General features: G+C 55.9%; 21 protein-coding genes. 13 read left to right on the top strand and 8 right to left on the bottom strand.

The window, feature by feature from the left end:
* Window positions 1-144: 144 nt before the first annotated feature.
* The 3 genes from GO984_RS09880 to GO984_RS09870 all read left to right on the top strand — a co-directional run bounded on the left by GO984_RS09880 (window position 145) and on the right by GO984_RS09870 (window position 3,221).
* A complete protein-coding gene (locus tag GO984_RS09880; protein ID WP_157022355.1) occupies window positions 145-852 on the top strand; it encodes a glutathione S-transferase family protein in 708 nt (235 codons plus the stop codon).
* Window positions 852-2,225 carry an L-serine ammonia-lyase gene (locus GO984_RS09875; RefSeq protein ID WP_138162413.1) on the top strand — a complete coding sequence of 458 codons (1,374 nt, stop codon included), beginning with the start codon at window positions 852-854 and terminating at the stop codon, window positions 2,223-2,225. Before GO984_RS09880 ends, GO984_RS09875 begins: the two co-directional genes overlap by 1 nt.
* A 63-nt stretch (window positions 2,226-2,288) precedes the next feature.
* Window positions 2,289-3,221: a DMT family transporter gene (locus GO984_RS09870; RefSeq protein WP_157022354.1), complete on the top strand. Its 933-nt coding sequence runs from the start codon at window positions 2,289-2,291 to the stop codon at window positions 3,219-3,221.
* Here GO984_RS09870 and GO984_RS09865 read toward each other — a convergent pair.
* Window positions 3,166-3,849, bottom strand: coding sequence for a thiamine diphosphokinase (locus GO984_RS09865; protein WP_245231063.1), 684 nt, complete (start codon window positions 3,847-3,849; stop codon window positions 3,166-3,168). The genes GO984_RS09870 and GO984_RS09865 overlap by 56 nt on opposite strands.
* A gap of 146 nt (window positions 3,850-3,995) precedes the next feature.
* Between GO984_RS09865 and GO984_RS09860 the strand changes: the two genes are divergently transcribed.
* Window positions 3,996-6,116, top strand: coding sequence for a prolipoprotein diacylglyceryl transferase (locus tag GO984_RS09860; RefSeq protein ID WP_157022352.1), 2,121 nt, complete (start codon window positions 3,996-3,998; stop codon window positions 6,114-6,116).
* A 69-nt stretch (window positions 6,117-6,185) separates the two neighbouring features.
* Here GO984_RS09860 and GO984_RS09855 read toward each other — a convergent pair whose 3' ends face one another.
* From GO984_RS09855 to nthA, 5 genes are all read right to left on the bottom strand, one after another.
* Window positions 6,186-6,425: a DUF2842 domain-containing protein gene (locus GO984_RS09855; RefSeq protein ID WP_157022351.1), complete on the bottom strand. Its 240-nt coding sequence runs from the start codon at window positions 6,423-6,425 to the stop codon at window positions 6,186-6,188.
* Complete coding sequence (locus GO984_RS09850) at window positions 6,425-7,720, bottom strand: adenylosuccinate synthase (protein ID WP_157022350.1); 1,296 nt, start codon at window positions 7,718-7,720, stop codon at window positions 6,425-6,427. Before GO984_RS09850 ends, GO984_RS09855 begins: the two co-directional genes overlap by 1 nt.
* Before the next feature lie 144 nt (window positions 7,721-7,864).
* Window positions 7,865-8,209: a nitrile hydratase accessory protein gene (locus GO984_RS09845; RefSeq protein ID WP_157022349.1), complete on the bottom strand. Its 345-nt coding sequence runs from the start codon at window positions 8,207-8,209 to the stop codon at window positions 7,865-7,867.
* Window positions 8,206-8,883, bottom strand: coding sequence for a nitrile hydratase subunit beta (nthB, locus tag GO984_RS09840; RefSeq protein ID WP_157022348.1), 678 nt, complete (start codon window positions 8,881-8,883; stop codon window positions 8,206-8,208). Before nthB ends, GO984_RS09845 begins: the two co-directional genes overlap by 4 nt.
* On the bottom strand, window positions 8,880-9,494 hold the full coding sequence (nthA, locus tag GO984_RS09835) for a nitrile hydratase subunit alpha (RefSeq protein ID WP_157022347.1): 615 nt from the start codon (window positions 9,492-9,494) through the stop codon (window positions 8,880-8,882). Before nthA ends, nthB begins: the two co-directional genes overlap by 4 nt.
* A gap of 174 nt (window positions 9,495-9,668) precedes the next feature.
* Between nthA and secG the strand changes: the two genes are divergently transcribed.
* From secG to GO984_RS09815, 4 genes are all read left to right on the top strand, one after another.
* On the top strand, window positions 9,669-10,034 hold the full coding sequence (gene secG, locus GO984_RS09830) for a preprotein translocase subunit SecG (protein ID WP_157022346.1): 366 nt from the start codon (window positions 9,669-9,671) through the stop codon (window positions 10,032-10,034).
* 172 nt (window positions 10,035-10,206) lie between these two features.
* On the top strand, window positions 10,207-11,850 hold the full coding sequence (locus GO984_RS09825) for a CTP synthase (RefSeq protein WP_157022345.1): 1,644 nt from the start codon (window positions 10,207-10,209) through the stop codon (window positions 11,848-11,850).
* A 241-nt stretch (window positions 11,851-12,091) separates the two neighbouring features.
* Complete coding sequence (locus tag GO984_RS09820; RefSeq protein WP_157022344.1) at window positions 12,092-12,994, top strand: fructose bisphosphate aldolase; 903 nt, start codon at window positions 12,092-12,094, stop codon at window positions 12,992-12,994.
* A gap of 545 nt (window positions 12,995-13,539) precedes the next feature.
* Window positions 13,540-14,109 (top strand): thermonuclease family protein, encoded by a 570-nt coding sequence (locus GO984_RS09815; RefSeq protein WP_167740285.1) that lies wholly within the window; start codon window positions 13,540-13,542, stop codon window positions 14,107-14,109.
* A 359-nt stretch (window positions 14,110-14,468) separates the two neighbouring features.
* Here the strand turns inward: GO984_RS09815 and GO984_RS09810 are convergent, their stop codons facing one another.
* The gene (locus GO984_RS09810; protein ID WP_157022342.1) at window positions 14,469-15,251 is read right to left on the bottom strand and encodes a crotonase/enoyl-CoA hydratase family protein; all 783 of its coding nucleotides are present in this window, start codon (window positions 15,249-15,251) and stop codon (window positions 14,469-14,471) included.
* 117 nt (window positions 15,252-15,368) lie between these two features.
* On the opposite strand from GO984_RS09810, the gene GO984_RS09805 reads away from it, so the two are divergent.
* From GO984_RS09805 to GO984_RS09795, 3 genes are all read left to right on the top strand, one after another.
* Window positions 15,369-16,481 carry a pyridoxal phosphate-dependent aminotransferase gene (locus tag GO984_RS09805; protein ID WP_157022341.1) on the top strand — a complete coding sequence of 371 codons (1,113 nt, stop codon included), beginning with the start codon at window positions 15,369-15,371 and terminating at the stop codon, window positions 16,479-16,481.
* Between the two features lie 95 nt (window positions 16,482-16,576).
* Complete coding sequence (locus GO984_RS09800; protein WP_157022340.1) at window positions 16,577-16,756, top strand: histidinol phosphate aminotransferase; 180 nt, start codon at window positions 16,577-16,579, stop codon at window positions 16,754-16,756.
* A gap of 228 nt (window positions 16,757-16,984) precedes the next feature.
* Window positions 16,985-18,841, top strand: a complete 1,857-nt coding sequence (locus GO984_RS09795; protein WP_209279397.1) for an ABC transporter ATP-binding protein — start codon at window positions 16,985-16,987, stop codon at window positions 18,839-18,841.
* 39 nt (window positions 18,842-18,880) lie between these two features.
* Here the strand turns inward: GO984_RS09795 and GO984_RS09790 are convergent, their stop codons facing one another.
* Window positions 18,881-19,579: a TIGR04283 family arsenosugar biosynthesis glycosyltransferase gene (locus GO984_RS09790; protein WP_157022339.1), complete on the bottom strand. Its 699-nt coding sequence runs from the start codon at window positions 19,577-19,579 to the stop codon at window positions 18,881-18,883.
* Window positions 19,580-19,657: 78 nt separating this feature from the next.
* Here GO984_RS09790 and ygfZ point away from each other — a divergent pair, with 78 nt between their 5' ends.
* The gene (gene ygfZ / locus GO984_RS09785; RefSeq protein ID WP_157022338.1) at window positions 19,658-20,398 is read left to right on the top strand and encodes a CAF17-like 4Fe-4S cluster assembly/insertion protein YgfZ; all 741 of its coding nucleotides are present in this window, start codon (window positions 19,658-19,660) and stop codon (window positions 20,396-20,398) included.
* Window positions 20,399-20,457: 59 nt separating this feature from the next.
* A complete protein-coding gene (locus GO984_RS09780) occupies window positions 20,458-21,381 on the top strand; it encodes an ABC transporter transmembrane domain-containing protein (protein WP_167740284.1) in 924 nt (307 codons plus the stop codon).
* The last annotated feature ends 7 nt before the right edge of the window (window positions 21,382-21,388 follow it).

The following is a 21,388-nucleotide window of genomic DNA, read 5'->3' as shown; positions in this document are numbered from 1 at the left end:
TGCGAGCGACAATTCACAAGAGTGTTTAACGCGTTGATGACAGCCCCCCACAGATCCGCTAAATAGGCAAGAATTACGTGTTTCCTATTGGAAACGTCGGAAACAGGCACCTGTTCTGCCCTTATGTTAACTAGGACCATGGCTATGACATCGTGCTATCGCCTCCATTACGCCCCTGACAATGCCTCGCTGATCATTCGGCTGGCACTGGAGGAGCTCGGCCTGCGCTACGAAACTGTGCTGGTCGATCGCAGTATCAGCGAGCAGCGCAGTGACGCATATCGTACTCTAAACCCTAATGGGCTGATCCCGGTTCTGGAAACTCCAGAGGGGCCGATATTCGAGACTGCAGCAATTTTACTTTGGCTGTCGGACCGTCACCAGGCACTAGCACCCGATGTTGACAGTAAACAGCGTGGCGACTTCCTGAAATGGTTGTTTTTCACATCAAATACCCTGCATGCCGATCTGCGCATGCTGTTCTATCCCGGAACCTATGTCGGTCCGGACGCAACACAGCAGAAAGTCCTGCGCAAAACTTTGCGTCAACGGCTGCACAGACATCTGACCAATGTGGAAGCCGCGGCAGCCCAACACCCAGGCTGGCTCGGAGCAAAAGAGCCATCCGTGTTAGATCTCTATCTGGCTTGCCAGCTGCGCTGGATGGCGCTCTACCCGGCTGGCTGCGACCGCAGTTGGTTTGTGTTGGCCCAGTATCCGCACCTGTATTCCCTTTGCGCCGAGCTCGAGCTACGTGCCTCGGTCACTGTTGCCCGGACTGCCGAAGGTCTTGGCGCCACCCCGTTCACCAGCCCTACACCTGCCACCCCTCCAGAAGGCTCTGCAACCTGATGTTCCTCTCTGTTTTTGATATGTTCAAAGTGGGCATCGGCCCATCATCTTCGCACACTATGGGCCCCATGGTGGCAGCAGCGCGCTTTTTGGACCTGATGCGCGCCTCTCCGTTTGACTTTCACGGAGTGAAAGCCTCGCTGCACGGTTCACTGGCCTTCACCGGTGTCGGCCATGCCACCGACCGCGCTACGATTCTTGGACTGGCCGGGTTCCTGCCCGACACTTATGACGATGCCAAAGCCGAGGCTGCATTGGCTGACATTCACGCCACCCAAACCGTAAGTCCCGAAGGTTTGGGGTCGCTGCGCTTCAATCCAACGTCCGACATGGCGTTTGACTATGACCATGCCTTGGAAGGGCATGCCAATGGTATGATCCTGATGGCAACGGATGCACAGGGTGATGTGACTCTGAAACAGATCTACTATTCTGTTGGTGGAGGCTTTGTCCTGACCGAAGAAGAGCTGGCTGATGGCAAAGATACCGACGAAGGCGCGCCAGTCCCGTTCCCGTTCCACTCTGCTGCCGAGATGCTGCAAATGGCCAAATCCAGCGGCAAGACCATAGCGGGCATGAAACGCGCCAACGAGATATCGCGCGGCTGCGAGCAAAGCCTGGCCAAGGGAACTGCGCGTCTGTGGCAAGTGATGAACGCTTGTATTGAACGCGGGTTGGTGCGTGATGGCATTCTGCCCGGTGGGCTGAAGGTGCGCCGCCGAGCCAAGGGTATTCATGATGCTCTGGTTGCCGAACGAGGACTAAACCTGACAGCACCGCATACCATCAATGATTGGATGAGCGTCTACGCCATGGCCGTGAACGAGGAAAACGCCGCCGGTGGTCAAGTGGTGACCGCACCAACCAACGGCGCAGCCGGAGTGCTGCCCGCCACGTTGCGTTACTATTTGGACCATGTTCCCGGTGCCTCTCCCAGCCATGTTGAGGATTTTTTACTAACTGCAGCCGCGATTGGTGGATTGGTGAAATACAATGCCTCTATTTCAGGGGCCGAAGCGGGTTGTCAGGCAGAGGTCGGATCTGCTGCAGCCATGTCAGCAGCGGGCCTCTGCGCTGTCATGGGTGGCACTCCAGAACAGGTTGAAAATGCAGCGGAAATCGCCTTGGAGCATCATCTTGGTATGACCTGCGATCCTGTAAAAGGGCTGGTACAGGTGCCCTGTATCGAGCGCAACGGACTGGGTGCAATCAAAGCTGTGTCTGCAGCTTCGCTGGCGTTACGGGGTGACGGCCAGCACTTTGTACCGCTGGACTCGGTGATTGAAACCATGCGACAGACTGGCCAGGATATGCATGAGAAATACAAGGAAACATCACTTGGCGGTCTTGCGGTTAATGTGCCCAATTGTTGAATCCCCCCCAGGAGAATTCAACCAAAGCTTGCATTTACGCCACTCCAAAATTAGTGTGTACCCATGACACGGGATCATCCCACTCTTGGTATCCTACTGATGTTGGGATTTTGCGTTGTCGCCCCACTGGGTGACGCCGTCGCCAAACTGTTGGGCGATACTGTACCGCTGGGAATGTTGCTGTTTATACGGTTTGCGGTACAGGTCTTGCTTCTGACGCCACTGATCTGGGTCAACAGGCGTCAATGGCGTATGCAGGGCCGTGTGCTGCAACTCACTTTTTTACGCACTCTACTACACATCATCGGTATTGGCGCCATGTTCACGGCGCTGAAACACCTGCCACTGGCAGATGCCATTGCCATCGCATTTGTAATGCCCTTCATCATGTTGCTACTGGGAAAATACGTGCTTGGCGAAGAGATCGGTATACGCCGACTCGGCGCATGTATCGTTGGTTTTGGCGGCACTTTGCTGGTGGTGCAACCTAGCTTTGTTGCGGTCGGCTGGCCTGCTTTATGGCCACTTCTTGTGGCTGTGATTTTTGCCCTTTTCATGCTGGTGACAAGACAGATTGCCAAAGAAACTGACCCGGTCAGCCTGCAAGCTGTGTCGGGGGTAATGGCCTGCGCTCTGCTGACGCCTTTGCTGCTCATCGGCAATCAAATGGAAGTCCCTGCCCTGATGCTACAATCTCCGGGTGGCCAGGCATGGCTGTTGCTGGCTGCTATTGGTGGGCTTGGCACGGTGGCGCACCTGCTGATGACCTGGAGCCTGCGATACGCTCCAGCCGCAACGCTTGCCTCTATGCAGTATCTTGAAATTCCAGTGGCAACCCTGTTTGGCTGGCTGATTTTTGATCAATTGCCCAACACTATGGCGTCGGTTGGAATTGCATTAACAATCTCAGCAGGGCTCTATGTAATTCTGCGCGAAAGAACTACCGCAAGGCAGCTTTCGACGACCAAGACGGCGCCTGAGCGATCTGCTGCATAAGCTGTGGCAGATGGCGGCGCGGAATAATCCCCAACAAACCTGGCCCCTCCATTGTCAGAGACATAGGCCCTAACGCCCGATTTGAAGTTCCGATGTTTCCCATTGGGGACATATTCAGGCCATTCAATGGCCATTGCAGCCCAGTTGATTCCGCTGTGACAGGGCCCATTGGGAATAATGACACGGTTTCCCCTGCCTCGGTTTCCAAAGAGATTTCACGAGGAACATGAAAGACCAATTCTTGCTCTCCCAATAGAATGCAAGGGCTGCTCAATACCTGAACCAGTGTATTAAAAGAGGCCAGCTGATGGTCCACTCGTGCCCCCAAAAAACCAACCGCCAGCACCACTGGCGCTTTGATGTGGCGCAGCGCCTTATGAAAGTCCGTACTGGACTGTTCAGCAATTTCGTAAATTGTATTTGGCGCCAATTGCTTGCGTACTATATTTGAAAGAGAGTCCAAATCTCCAATCACCGCATGAGGAATGCGCCCCTCACTTAAGGCCAGGTCGGCGCCTCCATCAGCAGCAACCAGAAAGGGAGCCAGAGATAAGGCGAGATCCAGATCCCCGGCGGCAACTGCACCGCCTCCGATCAAAGTTACTGGTTCGTTTTGCTCTACAATCAACGTTTTCCCCCGGAATTTGTGTCGGTTTCGAAACAGGCCATAATCTGGTCACAAAAAGATACGATCAATTGCACGAATTCGGGCAGAATTTGACGCTCTGCGCCCATTATGTAAACGGCAATAGCTTTGGCGAGGACAAGATTCCTATGGTACAGAATAACAAAGTTTTAACCGTTTCTTATGGAACCTTCTCCTGCACGCTGGAAGGGTTCGAAGATTCGTTTGATACCATGAAGGCAATCGCTGAATATTTCCGCGATCTTGCGTCCGACGATCGCTATTTTGGCGCTGAACCGCCTCAGCCGGACGCCGAGATGTTGACGCGCATCGCTCAACGCGAAGTTTCCCGCCAGGTTGAAGCCCGCACAAGTGATGGAGCTATCCACCTGCGGGCAGCCGAATCCACGGAACCTGCCAAGCCAGCTGCTGCACCAGTAGCACCCGCTGTTGAACCAGCCGAACCAGCGCCTCAGGCGGCTGAGGCACCAGAAAAACCCGCAAGAAGTACCGCTGAGGTGCCCACTCCGAAGGCCGCCGCCGAAGTGGCCATTGAAGAGGCCCCGGCTGAAGATTTTGTTGTCACCAAATCCGAAACTGAAACCGCAGTTGAAGAACCGGTAGATCTAACAGCCGTGGCTGCTGCACCTGCGACCCCAGAAGCTGCAAGTCTGCCCACCGCTGAGGACTTGGTCGCGGATGAACCTGCAGGCGAGCAACCTGACGCAAGCGAAGACTCTTCGCCAGCAGCAGACAGCATCGCTGCCAAACTGCAGCGCATTCGTGCCGTCGTTGCGCAGGCCCCACGGGACGAAGAATTTTCAGAAGATCAACACGCCGAGAATTTCATCCAGGAATCCGCCGTGGATATCGCTGCCGCAATGCGTCTGGACGACGAAGCCGAACTTGCTGCTGATGAGGCAAGTCAGGATCAGGTCGAAATCGCTCAAGCATTAGACCTGATTGATCAACGCCAGGCAGACAACAGCGAAAGTCAACCCAAGGCTGAAGTCGAGACGAAGGTCGAAGCGGCAACCAAACCTGCGCCGGATCTTGAATCCCCAGCGGAGCCTGAAGTCTCGGAAGAGATTGAACAGGCTGCTGTAATCAAAACCGATCCAGAACCCGAAGTTGACCATGCCGCAGCCACAACGTCGGCTACTGAAGCTGAAGCTGACGTCGAAGAGGACAATAGCCTGTTTGAAGGCGTTGAAAAGCAAGACAGCACATCTGACAGCCAAAGCGAGGACGCCAATATCCTCGCTGAAGTGTCCAAACAGGTCGAACCGGCTGAAACCGCCGCAGAAGCTCCAGCGACAAAGCGTCCAAGACGCGCCAGAATCGTGCGCGTGAAGCGTGCAGTGATCGACGATGCCGTCAAATCTGGGGCATTGGAAGAAGTTGCGGAAGAGCCTGTTCAACCAGCGCCTGAGACCTCCTTGTCGGACGCTGACGAGGCTGAATTGCTGCAGGAACTGGCCGCTGTCGAAGCGGAACTGCTGGCCAATGATGACACCCCGGAACCAATTGATGAGACCAAGCAGGAGGTAGCAGAAGACCCTGCACCGGCCCCTGCGCCCTCCCCAGTGGCGGAAACTCCGGACAGCGATGTCTCGCGGTTGATGGATGCCGCGGATGAAAAATTGGAAGATCCCGAACTTTCGTCATCGCGTGAAACCTACGACCATCTGCGCGCAGCCATGGCCGCAGCTTTGGCCGACCGCGCCGCAGGCGGTAGTACTGGCGTCACCAATAGTGATGAAGATTACCGCAATGATCTGGCCAGCGTGGTTCGCCCACGCCGTCCAACTGCTGCAAAGGGAAGCGCACCACGCCCGACTCCGGCCCAACGTCCAGCCCCCCTAAAACTGGTGGCCGAGCAACGCATCGACGAAGCCCCAGAAAAATCCAACGGACCGGTTCGTCCGCGCCGGGTCGCATCGGCCCAGGCAGATGATGCAGCCTTTGCGGACAAAGGGCTCGAAGGTGGATTTGCGGCCTATGCATTGGAAAGTGGCGCGGTGGAATTGTATGAACTACTTGAAGCCGCCGCCTCTTACATGAGTTTTGTCGAAGGCCGAGAGCATTTCTCACGTCCGCAGTTGATGAATAAGGTCAAACTGCTGGACAGCGCTGAGTTCAATCGCGAAGACGGGTTGCGATCCTTTGGGCAGTTGCTCCGCGAAGGGAAAATTGAAAAGACCAACAGTGGACACTTTACCGCCTCTGGTCAGATCGGGTTTCGCCCAGACGAGCGTGTCGCTGGCTAAACGTCATAGTTTTTTTTCTAGCAAAAAGGCAGGTCTCTCGACCTGCCTTTTGCGTTTAATCAGCACCCTTTATTGATCTTTGGGTGCGTCCGGGTCGGGCTGCCCAATACCGCGAAACAGCGGTTTGAACGGGACAATCCAGATAATTCCTAGGACAACAAAAACCACAAGTTGCAGCAGCACAGAATACTCGGAGAGTCGTCCTGCCAGTGTCGTTGCCACCATAATGTACAATGGCAGCCCAATTAACAGAACCACCAGAGCCCAGCGACGCCGGGCCCTGTAGCTGAGACCTTTTTTGTCAGCCATCAGTCTTCAAACGGGTCAGTCACCAGAATGGTGTCCTCCCGCTCCGGGCTGGTCGACAACATCGCAACCGGGCAACCGATCAGTTCTTCGACTCGACGCACGTACTTGATCGCATTGGCTGGCAGATCGGCCCAGCTGCGCGCACCTTCGGTCGATTCGCTCCAACCTGGCATCTCTTCGTAGACAGGAGTGCACCGCGCCTGCTGATCAGCAGCTGTAGGTAGATAGTCCAGCGGCTTGCCGTCCAGCTCGTAGCCGGTGCAGATCTTTAGGGTTTCGAACCCGTCCAACACGTCCAGTTTGGTGAAGGCAATGCCATTGACGCCGCTGGTGGCACAGGTTTGGCGCACCAGAACCGCATCAAACCAGCCGCAACGCCGCTGGCGTCCGGTATTGGTGCCAAATTCATGGCCGCGCTCACCCAGACGTTGGCCGTCGGCGTCGTTCAGTTCCGCCGGGAACGGACCTTCGCCAACGCGTGTGGTATAGGCTTTGACGATGCCCAGCACAAAATCGATAGCGCCCGGGCCCATGCCAGTTCCGGTTGCGGCCTGACCTGCAATCACATTGGACGATGTCACAAAGGGATAAGTACCAAAGTCGATATCCAGCAGCGCGCCTTGAGCGCCTTCGAACAGGATCCGTTTACCGGCCTTGCGCTTGTCGTTCAAAACTTTCCAGACCGGTGCAGCGTATTGCAGGATTTTTGGTGCGATTTCTTTGAGTTGCGCAATCAAAGCATCACGATCGATGGGTTCGATACCCAGTCCCTTACGCAAAGGATCATGGTGCTGTAAGGCGCGATCAACGCGTGCTTCCAAGGTCGCGTCATCGGCCAAATCTGCCACCCGAATAGAACGGCGGCCAACCTTGTCTTCATAGGCCGGGCCAATACCGCGACCAGTGGTCCCGATCTTGGTGCCCTTGCTGGCAGCTTCTTCGCGGGCGCGATCCAACTCACCGTGAATGGGCAGAATCAGCGGCGTATTTTCGGCAATCATCAACGATTCTGCGTCAACGATAACACCCTGCGAACGGATGCTTTCGATCTCTTTGACCAGATGCCAAGGATCGAGCACGACGCCATTGCCGATCACACTCAACTTACCGCCGCGCACGATACCCGATGGCAATGCGGCAAGCTTGAACACCTCGCCGTCGATAACCAGCGTGTGGCCTGCGTTATGACCACCCTGAAAGCGCGCGATGACATCGGCGCGCTCGCTGAGCCAGTCTACGATCTTGCCTTTTCCCTCGTCACCCCATTGGGCGCCGACTACGACGACATTGGCCATATCTGGTCCTTTGTATTTATCTGAAACCGGCCCTCCTATAGCGGTGCAGAGGGCATTGTGGAACCACAAATTCGTCGCAGGCGAGTCAGGAGAGAGACATTCGTCGGCAACCAGGGCCGTCAGAGGTGCGTGGAAGCACGCACCCTACGTATTTTGCGAGGCTGCAAGTCGAACAACATCTCCATGTGGCGTCTCCAGATAAGCGCGTTCCCAGTCGCCACGTAGGCGTTCGACATCAGGTGCGGGTGCGGCACCATCCTTGGCCAGAATCATTTCTAGCGTCTCCAGCCAGGCGGTAAAATAGTCGTCGCCACCATCCAGATCCTTATCCAGACCGTGGCGTGCCAGCACCTGCGAGAACTGTGCCACCCAGGTGGGCCAACTGAAACGACCAGCCTCATTCAGTGACACCGTGAGCGCAAAGACCTGGGCGTGCCAAGGGTGCAGAAATACCGGCTCGGGTGCGGACGCGGGAAGACAGGCCGTCATAGGGGCTCCAGATAGCTTTGCCACAGGTCAATGATCACCTGATCATCGGCATTTTCGGGATTGGCCCAAAGCTCGCTTGCGGCAAAACGCACCGCATAGAGCGGTTCCGGCGCTTCGCCCAGATCATGAGCGTTGCTGTCTGGCAAAACATGGGTGCCGTGCAACCGCAGGACATACCCGCACGCGCCCGCAGCATAGGCAGGCAGACGCGTATGCCCGCCATCGACCAAACAACTATCGCCTGGATGACGACAACGAACCGCCTGTCCGGGGGAAAATTTTGGCGCTATTTCGCTCTCTCGGTCCGCTGGTCCTCCCTTTGCCAGCATCGCGGTCACGGCATCAGCTTTGAGCATCCGCGAGGCCAGAGGATGAGACCTATCATCCCCCTGCCCCCTGAGATCGTCTAATGTCAGAACGCCACGTTCCACCAACAAGCCTGTCAGCGCAGAAATCCAGATTTCGTAGTAGGAGAATCCCGTATAGTCCTGCGGTGATAGACGTTCCCGGGCATGGCGTGAGATATCGATATTCCACTGCCCCAGGGCCCCACAGGCCAGCGTCACAGCCAGAGCCTGAGCATGCCAGTCTGTGGCGAACACCGGGGCATCTGGCGCATCCGGCACCACAGGGCCATCGCCAAAGCGCCCTCCCATGTCATGAATGCGAGTCATTTGGCCACCTTGGCCAGCCCGGTACCAATCATACTATCCCGGCTGACCAGCGCCGCGAGCTCATCGACGCTCAGCCCCTCACTACCTTCCGGACGCATTGGGATCACCAAATAGCGCATCTCGGCTGTTGAATCCCAAACTCGCACGGCTGTTTCTTTGGGCAAAGCCACACCAAAGTCAGCGAGAACCGCCCGCGGCTCTCGCACCACGCGGGCTCGATAGGCGTCAGATTTGTACCAAGCAGGCGGAATACCTAGCAACGGCCAAGGGTAACAACTGCACAGGGTACAAACGACCATATTATGCAGGTCCGGGGTGTTCTCTACGGCCACCATATGTTCACCCTGACGGCCAAAATAACCCAGATCCGCAACCACCGCAGTGGCATCCTGCATCAAAGCGTCCCGAAAACCCGGATCACTCCAGGCCCGCGCAACAACCTGCGCCCCATTTTTAGGGCCGATCTTGTTTTGATAGGTGTCAATAATCTGATCCAGGGTGCGGGGGTCAATCAACCCTTTGCGAGTCAGAATCGTTTCCAACGCCTTGACCCGCAAAGCAGGTTCGGGCGGTAATAGCGCATGCGGGTGGTCGTGATGATCATGAGGCATACAACCAGACTGCGAATTTGCTGCGGCCCTGTCCAGTCCAATTGTCGGCCTTAAAGGTGCTGACAATTGAGAGCAGAGCAGATTCATGATCAACAAGGGCGAACTCGGGTCTTGCCCCTCCCCGCAAACTTGCCTACATACCGCTCGATACTCAGCCAATTGCCGCAGGGGCCCATGGAAAACGTCGTTCTTATCATCCACCTTTTTCTGGCCCTTGGCCTGATCGCTGTCGTTCTCCTTCAACGGTCCGAAGGCGGCGGCCTTGGCATGGGCGGAGGCGGTGGCGGTGCCATGTCCGGCCGCTCAGCTGCAACAGCGTTGAGCAAGGTTACTTGGATCCTAGCCATTGCATTCATCGTGACCTCGATCACCTTGACTATTCTGGCCGCTCAGAAATCTGCCGGATCCTCAGTTCTGGACCGGACCGACGGGCCGGTTGCAACTGAAGGTGACGCAAATACTCCGGTAGCGCCAATTGGCAGCGATCTGCTGCCACCAAGCGCTGGTGACAATGCGCCACTGGTTCCAAGCGCCGATTGAACTACCATACCTAGACGGGGATTTTGAGCCGCAACAGCATCTTGCGGCTCCCTTGCGTTGAAGACACGAATCCTCTATTAGTGAAGTCCCGTGATGCTTTGGTTTTTCGGAACCTTTCAGGGCACCTGAATTCTGATTTCTTCATGACTTCTCACGGGAGCAGCCGACACTCATGGCGCGTTATATCTTCATTACTGGTGGGGTGGTTTCCTCCCTTGGCAAAGGTCTGGCATCGGCGGCTCTGGGCGCACTGCTGCAAGCACGTGGCTACTCGGTGCGTCTGCGCAAACTGGATCCCTATCTGAACGTCGATCCGGGCACCATGAGCCCATTTGAGCACGGCGAAGTGTTTATCACCGATGATGGCGCCGAGACCGATCTGGACCTGGGCCACTATGAACGTTTCACCGGTGTGCCAGCACGTAAGACCGACTCGATTTCGTCTGGCCGCATCTACACCAATGTGCTCGAGAAAGAGCGCCGGGGTGACTATCTGGGCAAGACCATCCAGGTGATCCCGCATGTCACCAACGAGATCAAAGACTTCATCTCAATCGGTGACGACGAAGTTGATTTCATGCTCTGTGAAATCGGCGGCACCGTGGGCGACATCGAAGGCCTGCCGTTTTTTGAAGCGATCCGCCAGTTTGGCCAAGACAAGCCCCGCGGCCAGTGCATTTTCATGCACCTGACCCTGCTGCCCTATATCAAGGCAAGCGGCGAGCTGAAAACCAAGCCGACCCAGCACTCGGTCAAGGAACTGCGCTCGATCGGTCTGGCACCGGATATTCTGGTCTGCCGTTCTGAGGGCCCGATCCCAAAGAAAGAGCGCGAGAAGCTGGCACTGTTCTGCAACGTGCGCCCTGACAGCGTGATTGCGGCGCAGGATCTGAAGTCGATCTATGAGGCGCCACTGGCCTATCACCGCGAAGGTATGGATCAGGCGGTTCTGGATGCCTTTGGCATCGCCCCTGCCCCCAAGCCAAACCTCGCCCGCTGGGAAGACGTGGCGGATCGGATCTACAACCCCGAAGGCGAAGTCAAAATCGCTATCGTTGGGAAATACGTGCAGCTGGAAGACGCCTATAAATCGGTTGTAGAGGCGCTGACCCACGGTGGCATGGCCAACCGGGTCAAGGTCAAGATCGAATGGGTGGATGCGGAGACATTCGATTCCGAAGATGCCACCCCGCATCTGCAGGGCTATCACGCGATTCTGGTGCCCGGCGGCTTTGGCGAACGCGGCACCGAGGGCAAGATCAAAGCGGCCCAATTTGCCCGCGAGCATAAGGTGCCTTATCTGGGTATCTGCCTTGGCATGCAAATGGCAGTGATCGAGGCCGCCCGCAATGTCGCAGGCATCTCCGAAGCTGGCTCGGAAGAGTTCGACCATGAAGCTGGCAAGAAACGGTTTGAACCTGTTGTCTATCACCTGAAAGAGTGGGTGCAGGGCAACCACAAGGTTGAGCGCAAAGTGGGCGACGACAAAGGCGGCACCATGCGACTGGGCGCCTATGACGCCACTCTGGCGGAGGGGTCGAATGTGGCCCGCGTCTATGGCGGTAGTCATATTGAGGAACGTCACCGCCACCGCTATGAGGTGGACATCAAATACCGCGAAAAGCTTGAGGAAGCTGGTCTTAAGTTTTCAGGCATGTCCCCCGACGGCAGCCTGCCCGAGATTGTCGAATGGGCAGACCACCCCTGGTTCATCGGTGTCCAATTCCACCCTGAGTTGAAATCCAAACCGTTTGCGCCACATCCGTTGTTTAGTGATTTTGTCCGCGCTGCAATCGACTCCTCGCGGTTGGTCTAGCCCTACGGCAGGTGCGTGCAAGCACACACCCTACACTCCATTTTTCAGGGCGCACTGGATTTCCAGTGCGCCTTTCTCGTTCCTGACTCGGCAAGTCTGAATAGGGCTTTTGTGCCCATTGGTCCGCAGCCAACAGAAATCTGGCTACTGTTAGCGCAACACCCAGCCCGCGCAGGTTGTTTCCGCCCCAAACCGCGTTATAGACGGGCTAAGCTTTGAACATTCGCGGAGACCTGGGCATATGACACAAGAGAATTCCATTCAGCAGCAGCAATTTGACCGCATCGCAAATGGCAACGGTTTTATCGCCGCACTGGATCAGAGCGGAGGCTCAACACCCAAGGCGCTGGCCCTATATGGGGTGATGGAAGACGCCTATTCCAGTGACGAAGAAATGTTCGGTGAAATCCAGAAGATGCGCGCCCGCATCATCACCTCGCCGGATTTTAACAGCCAGAAAATTCTGGGTGCGATTCTGTTTGAAAGAACCATGGATGCCGAAATCGATGGCACCCCTGTCCCCGCCTATCTTTGGGACCACTGTGGCGTAGTGCCCTTTTTGAAGGTCGACAAAGGTCTGGCAGACGAGGCCAACGGCACCCAGGTGATGAAGCCAATGCCGGATCTGGATGCGCTTTTGGCCCGTGCCAGCAAGGCCGGTATTTTTGGAACCAAGATGCGGTCAGTGATCAAAGAGGCCAACACAGATGGGATTCGCGATGTGGTGGCCCAGCAATTCGAAGTGGCCAAACAGATAGCCGCTGCGGGCCTGCTGGCCATTGTAGAGCCAGAAGTCGACATTCACTCTGATACCAAGGGCGAAGCTGAAATCCTGCTCAAGGCGGAACTGTTGAAGCAGTTGAATGCCCTGCCTGTCGGGACCAATGTTGCGCTAAAGCTGACACTGCCAAATGTATCGGGTCTGTATGATGACCTTGCGGATCACGCCAATGTTGTTCGGGTTGTTGCGCTGTCAGGCGGCTATTCCACCGATCAGGCCTGTGCCCTGCTGAGCCAGAACGCCAAAATGATCGCCTCTTTCTCGCGCGCCTTGACCGAAGGGTTGAACGTGGCGATGAGCGATGAGGACTACAACGCCGCGCTGAGCGCAAACATTGGCAAAATTTGCCAGGCTTCACTGTAAAAAATAGCTAAATTGACAAAGAACCGCGCCTGTTTGGGCGCGGTTCCTGACTTCAAGCCTTTGACTTCGGTCGCCCTACAAGGCCTAGGCTTGCTCTGTGCCTACACCAGTCTAAAAGCCGGTGCGATTAATTGTGGCTTCATGTTTCTGGGTAGACTTACTTAAACTAGGTTTAAATGCAGGTGCCCCCCAAATCTTGCCATTCTGAGACGCCAGAATGAGCACATCATGGCGGCGCGACAACAACACGAATTGATGACCCGGTGATCTGCGGCTTCGGATATAGGGACGCGGGCCTTCCAAGGGCATTTTGGTGGGCTTGGATTGCAGGATCAATGGATTAGCCACCTGATATACAATACTGAACAAATTGATCGCTGCCACCTCATACGGCGGAGGTAAATCAGATTGAGTAGCGTGTGCTAATGCAAACGCGCAAAGATACAGATTCACGAAAATATACCGAATAAACGGAATATTGACGTCTTCAGGATTATGTTTTCGGCAGACCTATGTCCAAATCAATAACCTGAATGGCCAGAACGATGATGATTAAACAAACCCTGACAGGCGTTGCCTTTGCGATTGTTGCAAGCGGAGCTTCGTCGACAGAACTCCAACAAAGTGACCCCATCTCGGCACGGATCTTTTTGGAACTGCATAGTATTCAGAAACTTGCGGGCAACATCCGCCCCCTGGTTTCAGCCCCCGGTCAAGCATTCCGCGTTATTGATGGCGAAGTGCTTGCGTTGGGTAAACTCAAGATACGCCTCATCGGCATTGATGTTCCCGAAGCCGCCCAGCAGTGCAACTCTCAAAGCGGTGATAGCTGGGATTGCGCCGGCCGGGCAAGTGACCGGGTTCAGGACATCATGGATCTGGCAGAGCGCGTTGAGTGTTTTAGCAGCCAACCTGAAAGCCGCGGCCACTACATCGCCACATGTGATGCAGACGGCCAAGACGTCGGTGCACTTTTGGTGGCAGAAGGACTGGCTTGGCCTGATCGTAATCAGGGCTACTACCAGCCGGAAGTCAGCACTGCTCAGGCAGACGGGCTTGGCATTTGGCAGGCTCACACCCCGCCACCATGGGAATGGCGTCAGGAACAGCACTGACCACTGACGGGGCTAGAACTTCACCGAGCTGGGCCAATTACGGGAATTCCCTTTGCCCTGCTCGCTACACTTTGCATTCAGATCCACGCGTGTAGCCCGCTAAACTGGTATGTTTCCATTCCCTACGGATTAAGAACGTGGGGAAAAGGCGCAGGCTCGACTTTGTTCCTGGCGCACTCAACTGATTACTAATTTTGGCGATCTAAGACGACCAAAGACCACTCGCCTTGGTCAGCACCATCTTCCACCGATACAAAGACGCAAGTGTTGACTTGCATCTTGCTGGTCTGGGTTTGCTTAACCTTCATGAAGTCAGCTAATCGAACCAGCGTCTGCAAGCGTTTGCCCGCAGGCGTTCTCTAATCAAACACTGGCGCCCGGTTTTGCATCTGGGCCGAAACCACTTCCATCTGTTCTGCTTTTCCAATCAGCTCAACCTGCTCAGACGACTCGGCCAGCAACACCGCCTCGCGACCCTCTGCCTCTGCCCGTTCAATCAATCGCTTGGCGGCGCGAATAGCCGAGGGGCTCTGATTGGCGATCTTCGCGGCCAATTCATCTGCACGCGCCATTGGATCCTCAGCCAGTTCCGTCACCAGCCCCCAGTCCAACGCCTGATTCGCGTCAAACACTTCGGCTGTGTAGGTCAATCGCCGCAATAGATCGGACCGCAATAGGCGTGGCAACAGGACCATGCCCCCCATGTCGGGAACAATGCCCCACTTCATTTCCATCACGGACAACCGTGCATCCGGTGCTGCCACACGTATGTCAGCCCCCAGCGCCAGTTGAAGCCCGCCGCCATAGGCAGCCCCCTGCAACGCCGCGATCACCGGCACTTGCACCCGCCGCCAAACCATGGCCACTTCCTGCATTTCATTGGCATCTTCGTGGCTGCGTTCCATCAGCCATTCGTGCGGATCAATCTGTCCCATCTGCGCAAAACTCATCAGGTCCAGCCCGGCACAAAAGCTTTTGCCTTCACCAGACAAGACCACTGCACGGGCATCGGAGCCTGCAACCTCTTGCCCTGCGGCAATTATGGCCTGAACCATATCACGATCCAGCGCGTTCATCTTGTCACCTCTGGTCAGGGTCACATGGGCAATGTGATCTTCGTACTCGACGGATACCCGCGCCATATTAGTCTCCCTTTCTGGTCACAGATCCCAAGGTGGCGCACAAAATGAGTACAGGCCAGCACAACGTTGGGGCAGCCAAGTCTTGCCGCCACGGGCCTGATACGGTTATCTGCCCCCATGACAGATCCGCGCTACACCCCGCTTGCCCTCTCGCTGCCTGCAACCGTGCCTTTTGTTGGCCCCGAAACGCAGGAGCGCGCCCGAGGCACCGCCTTCACTGCGCGGTTGGGCGCCAACGAAAACATCTTTGGCCCCTCACCCAGAGCTATTGAAGCCATGCAGACCGCATCTGCTGATATCTGGATGTACGGCGACCCCGAAAACCACGAGTTGCGGCAAGCACTGGCGGCACACCACGACCTAAGTCCAGACAACATCATGGTCGGAGAAGGTATCGATGGCCTGCTTGGCTATTTGGTTCGCCTGCTGATTTCACCCGGAGATACAGTGGTGACTTCCCTTGGGGCCTACCCAACCTTCAACTATCACGTCAGCGGATATGGCGGCGTGCTGCACACCGTTCCCTACAAAGACGACCACGAAGACCTGACGTCGTTGTTTGCCAAGGCAGGTGAGGTCGGTGCCAAACTTGTCTACCTAGCCAATCCGGACAACCCGATGGGTAGCTGGCATCGTGGTGCAGACATCGTCGCCGCACTGGACCATCTGCCCAGCGACTGCTTGTTGCTGCTGGATGAGGCCTATGTCGAATGTGCCCCCAAGGGCACCGCTGCACCCGTTGATGCCAACGATACCCGCCTGATCCGCATGCGCACCTTTTCCAAGGCCTATGGTATGGCCGGAGCCCGGGTCGGCTATGCCCTTGCTGCCCCAGATTTGATCGCGGCCTTCAATAAGGTGCGCAACCACTTTGGCATGAACCGCGCCGCACAAGCCGGGGCCCTTGCGGCGTTGCAGGATCAAGACTGGCTGGCTCATGTGCTGGCTGAGATCACGACAGCACGTCGCCGGATTGGTGAAATCGCCGATCAAAACGGACTAAAGGCCCAACCCTCCGCCACCAACTTTGTCGCAATTGACTGCGGACAGGACAGCATCTTTGCCAAACGGGTACTGGACGCGCTGATTGATCTGGGGATTTTTGTCCGTATGCCTTTCGCAGCACCGCAAAATCGCTGCATCCGTATCAGCTGTGGCCCAAGCAAAGACCTCGAAGCCTTTGCATCCGCGTTGCCACAAGCGCTGATTTCTGCTCGAAAAACACAATGATGCAGGTTTCACGCCAACTTCGCGGTTCTTTTACCGGACATTGTTGCCCATTGTCCTAGCTTGTTAAGGGTCCCCCTCAAAAGCCGGAGGCTCTTATGCGCGATCAAAAATTGTCCCAATCAGCAGACCTCGTGAATGGGGTTGTCACTTTTCTGGGACTGAACTTGGTGTGGATCTTTCTTGTAATCTGGATGCTGTATGGCATGGTTCCGGTGCTGGTGCTTGCAGTCCTAGTCAACCACGCCATTAGCCGGTTTGAATACCACCAAAACTGATAAGAGCACCAAAACGCTCCCGGCAATTCCCCGCTCTATTCGCATTTCGAACCCGATGTGTAGCTTCGTTTACACAGCCCAAGGGCCTGCGTCCTTTCCATGCCAAGTCTTCTCACGCCAAGTTCCGATGAGCCTGCGCGCTTGCACCGTCGGCGCGAGATGCTTAAATAGCGCCAGTTCAACCAATTGGCCGTAAATGCCTTAACACTCTTGGCGAAAGATCCCAGCATGACCCGCAAACCAATGTCTTCCCGCGAGTTGATGATCTGGCTCTGGCGCGGCTACCTGCGCCACTATATCCCCCTTTTGGGTGTCGCAGTGGCTCTGATGTTAATCGAGGGTGGCACAGTTGGTGCCCTCAGTTACATGATGCAGCCAATGTTTGACGAGGTGTTTGTGGCAGGCAATTCCGACGCGTTGTTCTGGGTTGCCTTTGCATTTCTGATCATTTTCACTTTTCGCGGTATGGCCAGCGTTGGTCAAAAGGTTATCCTCAGCAAGATTTCACAAACCTCCGCAGCGCACCTGCGCAAAGACATGCTGGCACGCATGATCCGCCAGGACCCGGCCTTTCACCAGGTTAACCCACCTGGCTTTCTAATTCAGCGTATACAAGGTGACGTCTCAGCTCTTAACTCAATTTGGCAAGCAGTAATCACCGGGGCTGGACGCGACTTAACGCAACTGGTGGCCGTGCTCGGCGTGGCAGTCAGCGTTGACTGGCGCTGGACACTAATCATGCTGATTGGCTTGCCAATGCTGCTGATACCGATTGCAGCGATCCAGCGCTACGTCCGTAAAAAAGCTTCTATTGCCCGTGATATGGGTGCATCTCTATCAACCCGTTTGGATGAAATTTTTCATGGCATGGTGCCCATTAAGCTGAACAGCCTCGAATCCTATCAAACCGAGCGCTTTGCTGACCAGACCAACGTGTTTGTGCGCGCTGAAATACGGGCGTCGTTTGGCACCGCCTCAATCACCGGCATGATCGACCTCATGGCAGGGCTTGGGGTGATGGGGGTGGTTCTATATGGCGGCAGCGAAATCATAGGTGGCGAAAAAACGGTAGGGCAGTTCATGACTTTCTTTACCGCAATTGGCCTGTCCTTTGATCCAATGCGGCGACTAGCCGCGATCAGTGGCGTCTGGCAGGCGGCAGCGGCAGCTCTGGAACGGATCAAAGAATTGATGGATACACCAATTCTCCTGACATCACCGGACAATCCAGTTGCCAAACCCGAAGGGTTGCCTCAAGTGCAGCTTGATAACGTAACGCTGCACTATGGCGATGCTGCGGTCCTGCGAGATTTGTCCCTGGTGGCCGAAGCTGGCAAAACCACTGCACTGGTTGGTGCCTCTGGGGCAGGCAAATCGACCATTTTCAACCTCCTGACCCGCCTGATCGACCCACAACAAGGGGCGGTAAAGGTCGGTGATGTTACCGTAAGCGACCTCGCACTAGAGGATCTGCGTGACCTATTTTCTGTGGTCACGCAGGAAGCTCTATTGTTCGATGAAACGCTCCTGGAAAACATCCTTTTGGGCCGCACTGATGTAAGCGATGAACGTCTTCAAGAGGTCCTAAAAGCCGCCCATGTCGCAGATTTCCTACCCAATTTGACCCAGGGGCTGGATACACCGGTTGGCCCCCGCGGTTCAGCCTTGTCAGGCGGGCAGCGCCAACGGGTGGTAATTGCCCGCGCACTGCTGCGTGATACGCCAGTACTGCTGCTGGATGAGGCCACCTCTGCACTTGATGCCCAGTCGGAAAAGGTCGTGCAGCAGGCGTTGGACAAGCTGACTGGCGGTCGCACCACGCTGGTGATTGCGCACCGGCTGTCAACAATCCGCAATGCGGACAAGATCATTGTCATGGAACGCGGTAAAGTGGCTGATCAGGGCACTCATGATGAATTGCTGGCCCGCGGTGGCATCTATGCTGATCTCTACAGACTTCAGTTTCAGGACGGCAAAACTCTTGTGGATCCTGTGGGCGTTGCAGCCCAGGTACCAGCCATAACACAGGACGCCACTATCCAGCCCAGTTGGTGGCGCCGTATCAGTCGCAAGGTGTTTGGATGAAACCAGCGTAGGGTGCGTGCTTGCACGCACCTTCCTGTGTCACATCTCTTCGCCACGTTCCTGCTCATACGATCGCGCCAAGGTGTCCGGACGCGCCCCGATCAAATACCGCAACTGCAGCCATAGATTTCGGGTGCCGCGCCGCAGCCATCCCTGTTGTTCATATCGCTTCGCACTGGTCAGCGCGTCGCTCTGTAGGGCCACCAACCCGTTCATGCGCCGAACCAGGGCCACGTCCTCCATCAAAGGCTGATCCGGGTATCCACCCGCCGCCTCATAGTCGCGACGTCGGATCAACAACCCTTGATCGCCAAAAGGCACCCCCAACACCCTTGCACGCAGATTGGCCCACCCTGCCACCAGTACCGGCATCAGCCCCGTCGCACGAAACCTCAGTCCAAAATAGGCTGGCCGCCCCTGACCCTGATCCAGATGCCGCGCCACCACCGAGCTCCAGCCCGCGACAAGCTGGGTATCCGCGTGCAACACCAACAGCCAATTTCCCCGCGCCGCGATACAGCCCCGCTGCAACTGCCCCCCGCGAGAGGCATCCCCGGTGATCACCCGCGCACCTGCCGCTTCGGCAACCTGCACTGTTGCGTCTTTTGATCCGCCATCGCTGACCACCAGTTCACGAATAAGCCCAGCAGCCAGCCCCTCCATCAACGTCTCCAGACAGGCCGGCAGTTCTTCTTCGGCGTTTAAAGTCGGTATCACGATACTGATCTCAGCCCGCATCTCGCGTTTTCCTGTTTTCTTCCACCGGTCTTGCTATATCACTGCCTCAACGTATGACCATGGTGATGGAGATCCCAAATGAGCCAACGCCGCATCCTGCGCCTGTCTGGTCCTGATACCCGCAGCTTTCTGCAAGGGTTGGTGACCAATGACGTGGAGAAAATCGATCAGGGCCTGGTCTATGCAGCACTGTTGACACCGCAAGGCAAATATTTGGCCGATTTCTTTTTGCTGGCTGAAGGTTCGGATGTCCTGCTAGACGCCGACGCTGATCAGGCCGAAGGCCTGATGAAACGCCTGTCCATGTATCGACTACGTGCCAAAGTCGACATTACCCAAAGCGAGCTGCAGGTACAGCGCGGCACCGGACACGCCCCCGATGGGGCCTTGAGGGACCCGCGTCATAGCGGCTTGGGATGGCGGCTGTACGGCGATCAAGGTGGCGATGACGGCAGCGATTGGGATGCAATCCGCGTGGCCCATTGTATCCCGGAAACCGGTATCGAGCTGACACCGGACAGCTATATCCTCGAAGCAGGGTTTGAAGCACTGAACGGGGTGGATTTCCGTAAAGGTTGCTATGTTGGTCAAGAAATCACCGCCCGCATGAAGCACAAAACGGAACTACGCAAGGGACTGCGCGTAGTTGAAATCAACGGCATGGCTCCTACTGGCAGCGCAATCACAGCGGCGGGCAAACCTGTCGGCACTTTGTTCACCCAGTCCGGCCCACGCGCCATCGCTTACTTGCGGTTGGATCGTGCCAAGGGTGAAATGATGGCAGCCGATGCACAGCTGAAACTACCCAATACAGGTTGAGCTTTAGCGCTTCCCGGTCCACGATCCCAGAACGTTGACAAATACAAAGGCCCCACTTCGTGTTGCAGCTCTATATTGCTATCTGGCGCGTTAGCGGCGGTCGCCAACTTATCCTGATTGTATTGTCGGTGGCTATCGCCGCGCTGGCCGCATTGCCGTTGAAATTTCAACAAGAGATCGTCAACACCCTGACCGATGGCGCCGCAACGATAAACACCCTGTTTTTGCTCGGCGCTGGCATGTCAGCAGCCATCTTGCTGAGCCTTGCGCTAAAGTGGGTGATGGGGCTGCGATCGGGCATTCTGGGCGAGGACATCATCCGGCTGCTCCGCCAGCGGCTGTATACACAGACCACTCGATGTGTAACTGACCCTAACGCCATTCAGACCGGTACTTTGACCACCGCAATTTCGGCAGAGGCCGAAGAGCTGGGAAAGTTTGCAGGCAGCGCTTATTCAGAACCTGTGGTCCAAATAGGCACTCTGATCAGCGTTATCGGCTTTATTGCTTCAACCCAGCCAGGATTGGGAACCATCGCACTGGCAATGATAGCGCCTCAGGTGGCGTTGGTGCTTTTCACTCAGGGGCGGATCAACACCCTTGTTGCCAACCGTGTACGTATTCTTCGTCAGGCCACCAATCAGATCAGCAGCGCCGAGGCCAATGCCTTGGAGCAAACTGTTTTGGACGAATTCGATCACATCTATGAAACGCGTCGACGGATGTTCATCTGGAAATTGTCGACCAAGTTTTTGCTCAGTACGATCAACGGCGCGGGCACCGTTTCTGTTCTCATGCTGGGTGGCTGGCTGGTGCTTCAGGGACGCACTGATGTTGGCACGGTTGTGGCCGCGACACTTGGATTGTCACGCCTGCAGGCCCCCACGGCCTTTCTGATCGCCTTTTATCGCCAGGTCAGTGCCAATCGGGTCAAATTTGAACTATTGCGTGACATTCTTCCGGGTCCAAAAAATATCGAGTAATTTCAAC

Source organism: Parasedimentitalea huanghaiensis, from assembly GCF_009753675.1.
GTDB lineage: Bacteria > Pseudomonadota > Alphaproteobacteria > Rhodobacterales > Rhodobacteraceae > Parasedimentitalea > Parasedimentitalea huanghaiensis.
This window is presented reverse-complemented; position numbering and strand designations above follow the sequence as displayed.

Excerpts from the sequence above, each read along its gene's own strand:
- GO984_RS09815 (WP_167740285.1), top strand. The coding sequence starts at position 13,540 with ATGATGATTAAACAAACCCTGACAGGCGTTGCCTTTGCGATTGTTGCA.
- ygfZ (WP_157022338.1), top strand. The coding sequence starts at position 19,658 with ATGAGCCAACGCCGCATCCTGCGCCTGTCTGGTCCTGATACCCGCAGC.
- GO984_RS09825 (WP_157022345.1), top strand. The coding sequence starts at position 10,207 with ATGGCGCGTTATATCTTCATTACTGGTGGGGTGGTTTCCTCCCTTGGC.
- GO984_RS09875 (WP_138162413.1), top strand. The coding sequence starts at position 852 with ATGTTCCTCTCTGTTTTTGATATGTTCAAAGTGGGCATCGGCCCATCA.
- GO984_RS09855 (WP_157022351.1), bottom strand. The coding sequence starts at position 6,425 with ATGGCTGACAAAAAAGGTCTCAGCTACAGGGCCCGGCGTCGCTGGGCT.
- nthB (WP_157022348.1), bottom strand. The coding sequence starts at position 8,883 with ATGACTCGCATTCATGACATGGGAGGGCGCTTTGGCGATGGCCCTGTG.
- GO984_RS09800 (WP_157022340.1), top strand. The coding sequence starts at position 16,577 with ATGCGCGATCAAAAATTGTCCCAATCAGCAGACCTCGTGAATGGGGTT.
- GO984_RS09805 (WP_157022341.1), top strand. The coding sequence starts at position 15,369 with ATGACAGATCCGCGCTACACCCCGCTTGCCCTCTCGCTGCCTGCAACC.
- GO984_RS09790 (WP_157022339.1), bottom strand. The coding sequence starts at position 19,579 with ATGCGGGCTGAGATCAGTATCGTGATACCGACTTTAAACGCCGAAGAA.
- GO984_RS09820 (WP_157022344.1), top strand. The coding sequence starts at position 12,092 with ATGACACAAGAGAATTCCATTCAGCAGCAGCAATTTGACCGCATCGCA.
- GO984_RS09810 (WP_157022342.1), bottom strand. The coding sequence starts at position 15,251 with ATGGCGCGGGTATCCGTCGAGTACGAAGATCACATTGCCCATGTGACC.
- GO984_RS09880 (WP_157022355.1), top strand. The coding sequence starts at position 145 with ATGACATCGTGCTATCGCCTCCATTACGCCCCTGACAATGCCTCGCTG.
- secG (WP_157022346.1), top strand. The coding sequence starts at position 9,669 with ATGGAAAACGTCGTTCTTATCATCCACCTTTTTCTGGCCCTTGGCCTG.
- nthA (WP_157022347.1), bottom strand. The coding sequence starts at position 9,494 with ATGCCTCATGATCATCACGACCACCCGCATGCGCTATTACCGCCCGAA.
- GO984_RS09795 (WP_209279397.1), top strand. The coding sequence starts at position 16,985 with ATGACCCGCAAACCAATGTCTTCCCGCGAGTTGATGATCTGGCTCTGG.
- GO984_RS09845 (WP_157022349.1), bottom strand. The coding sequence starts at position 8,209 with ATGACGGCCTGTCTTCCCGCGTCCGCACCCGAGCCGGTATTTCTGCAC.
- GO984_RS09860 (WP_157022352.1), top strand. The coding sequence starts at position 3,996 with ATGGTACAGAATAACAAAGTTTTAACCGTTTCTTATGGAACCTTCTCC.
- GO984_RS09870 (WP_157022354.1), top strand. The coding sequence starts at position 2,289 with ATGACACGGGATCATCCCACTCTTGGTATCCTACTGATGTTGGGATTT.
- GO984_RS09850 (WP_157022350.1), bottom strand. The coding sequence starts at position 7,720 with ATGGCCAATGTCGTCGTAGTCGGCGCCCAATGGGGTGACGAGGGAAAA.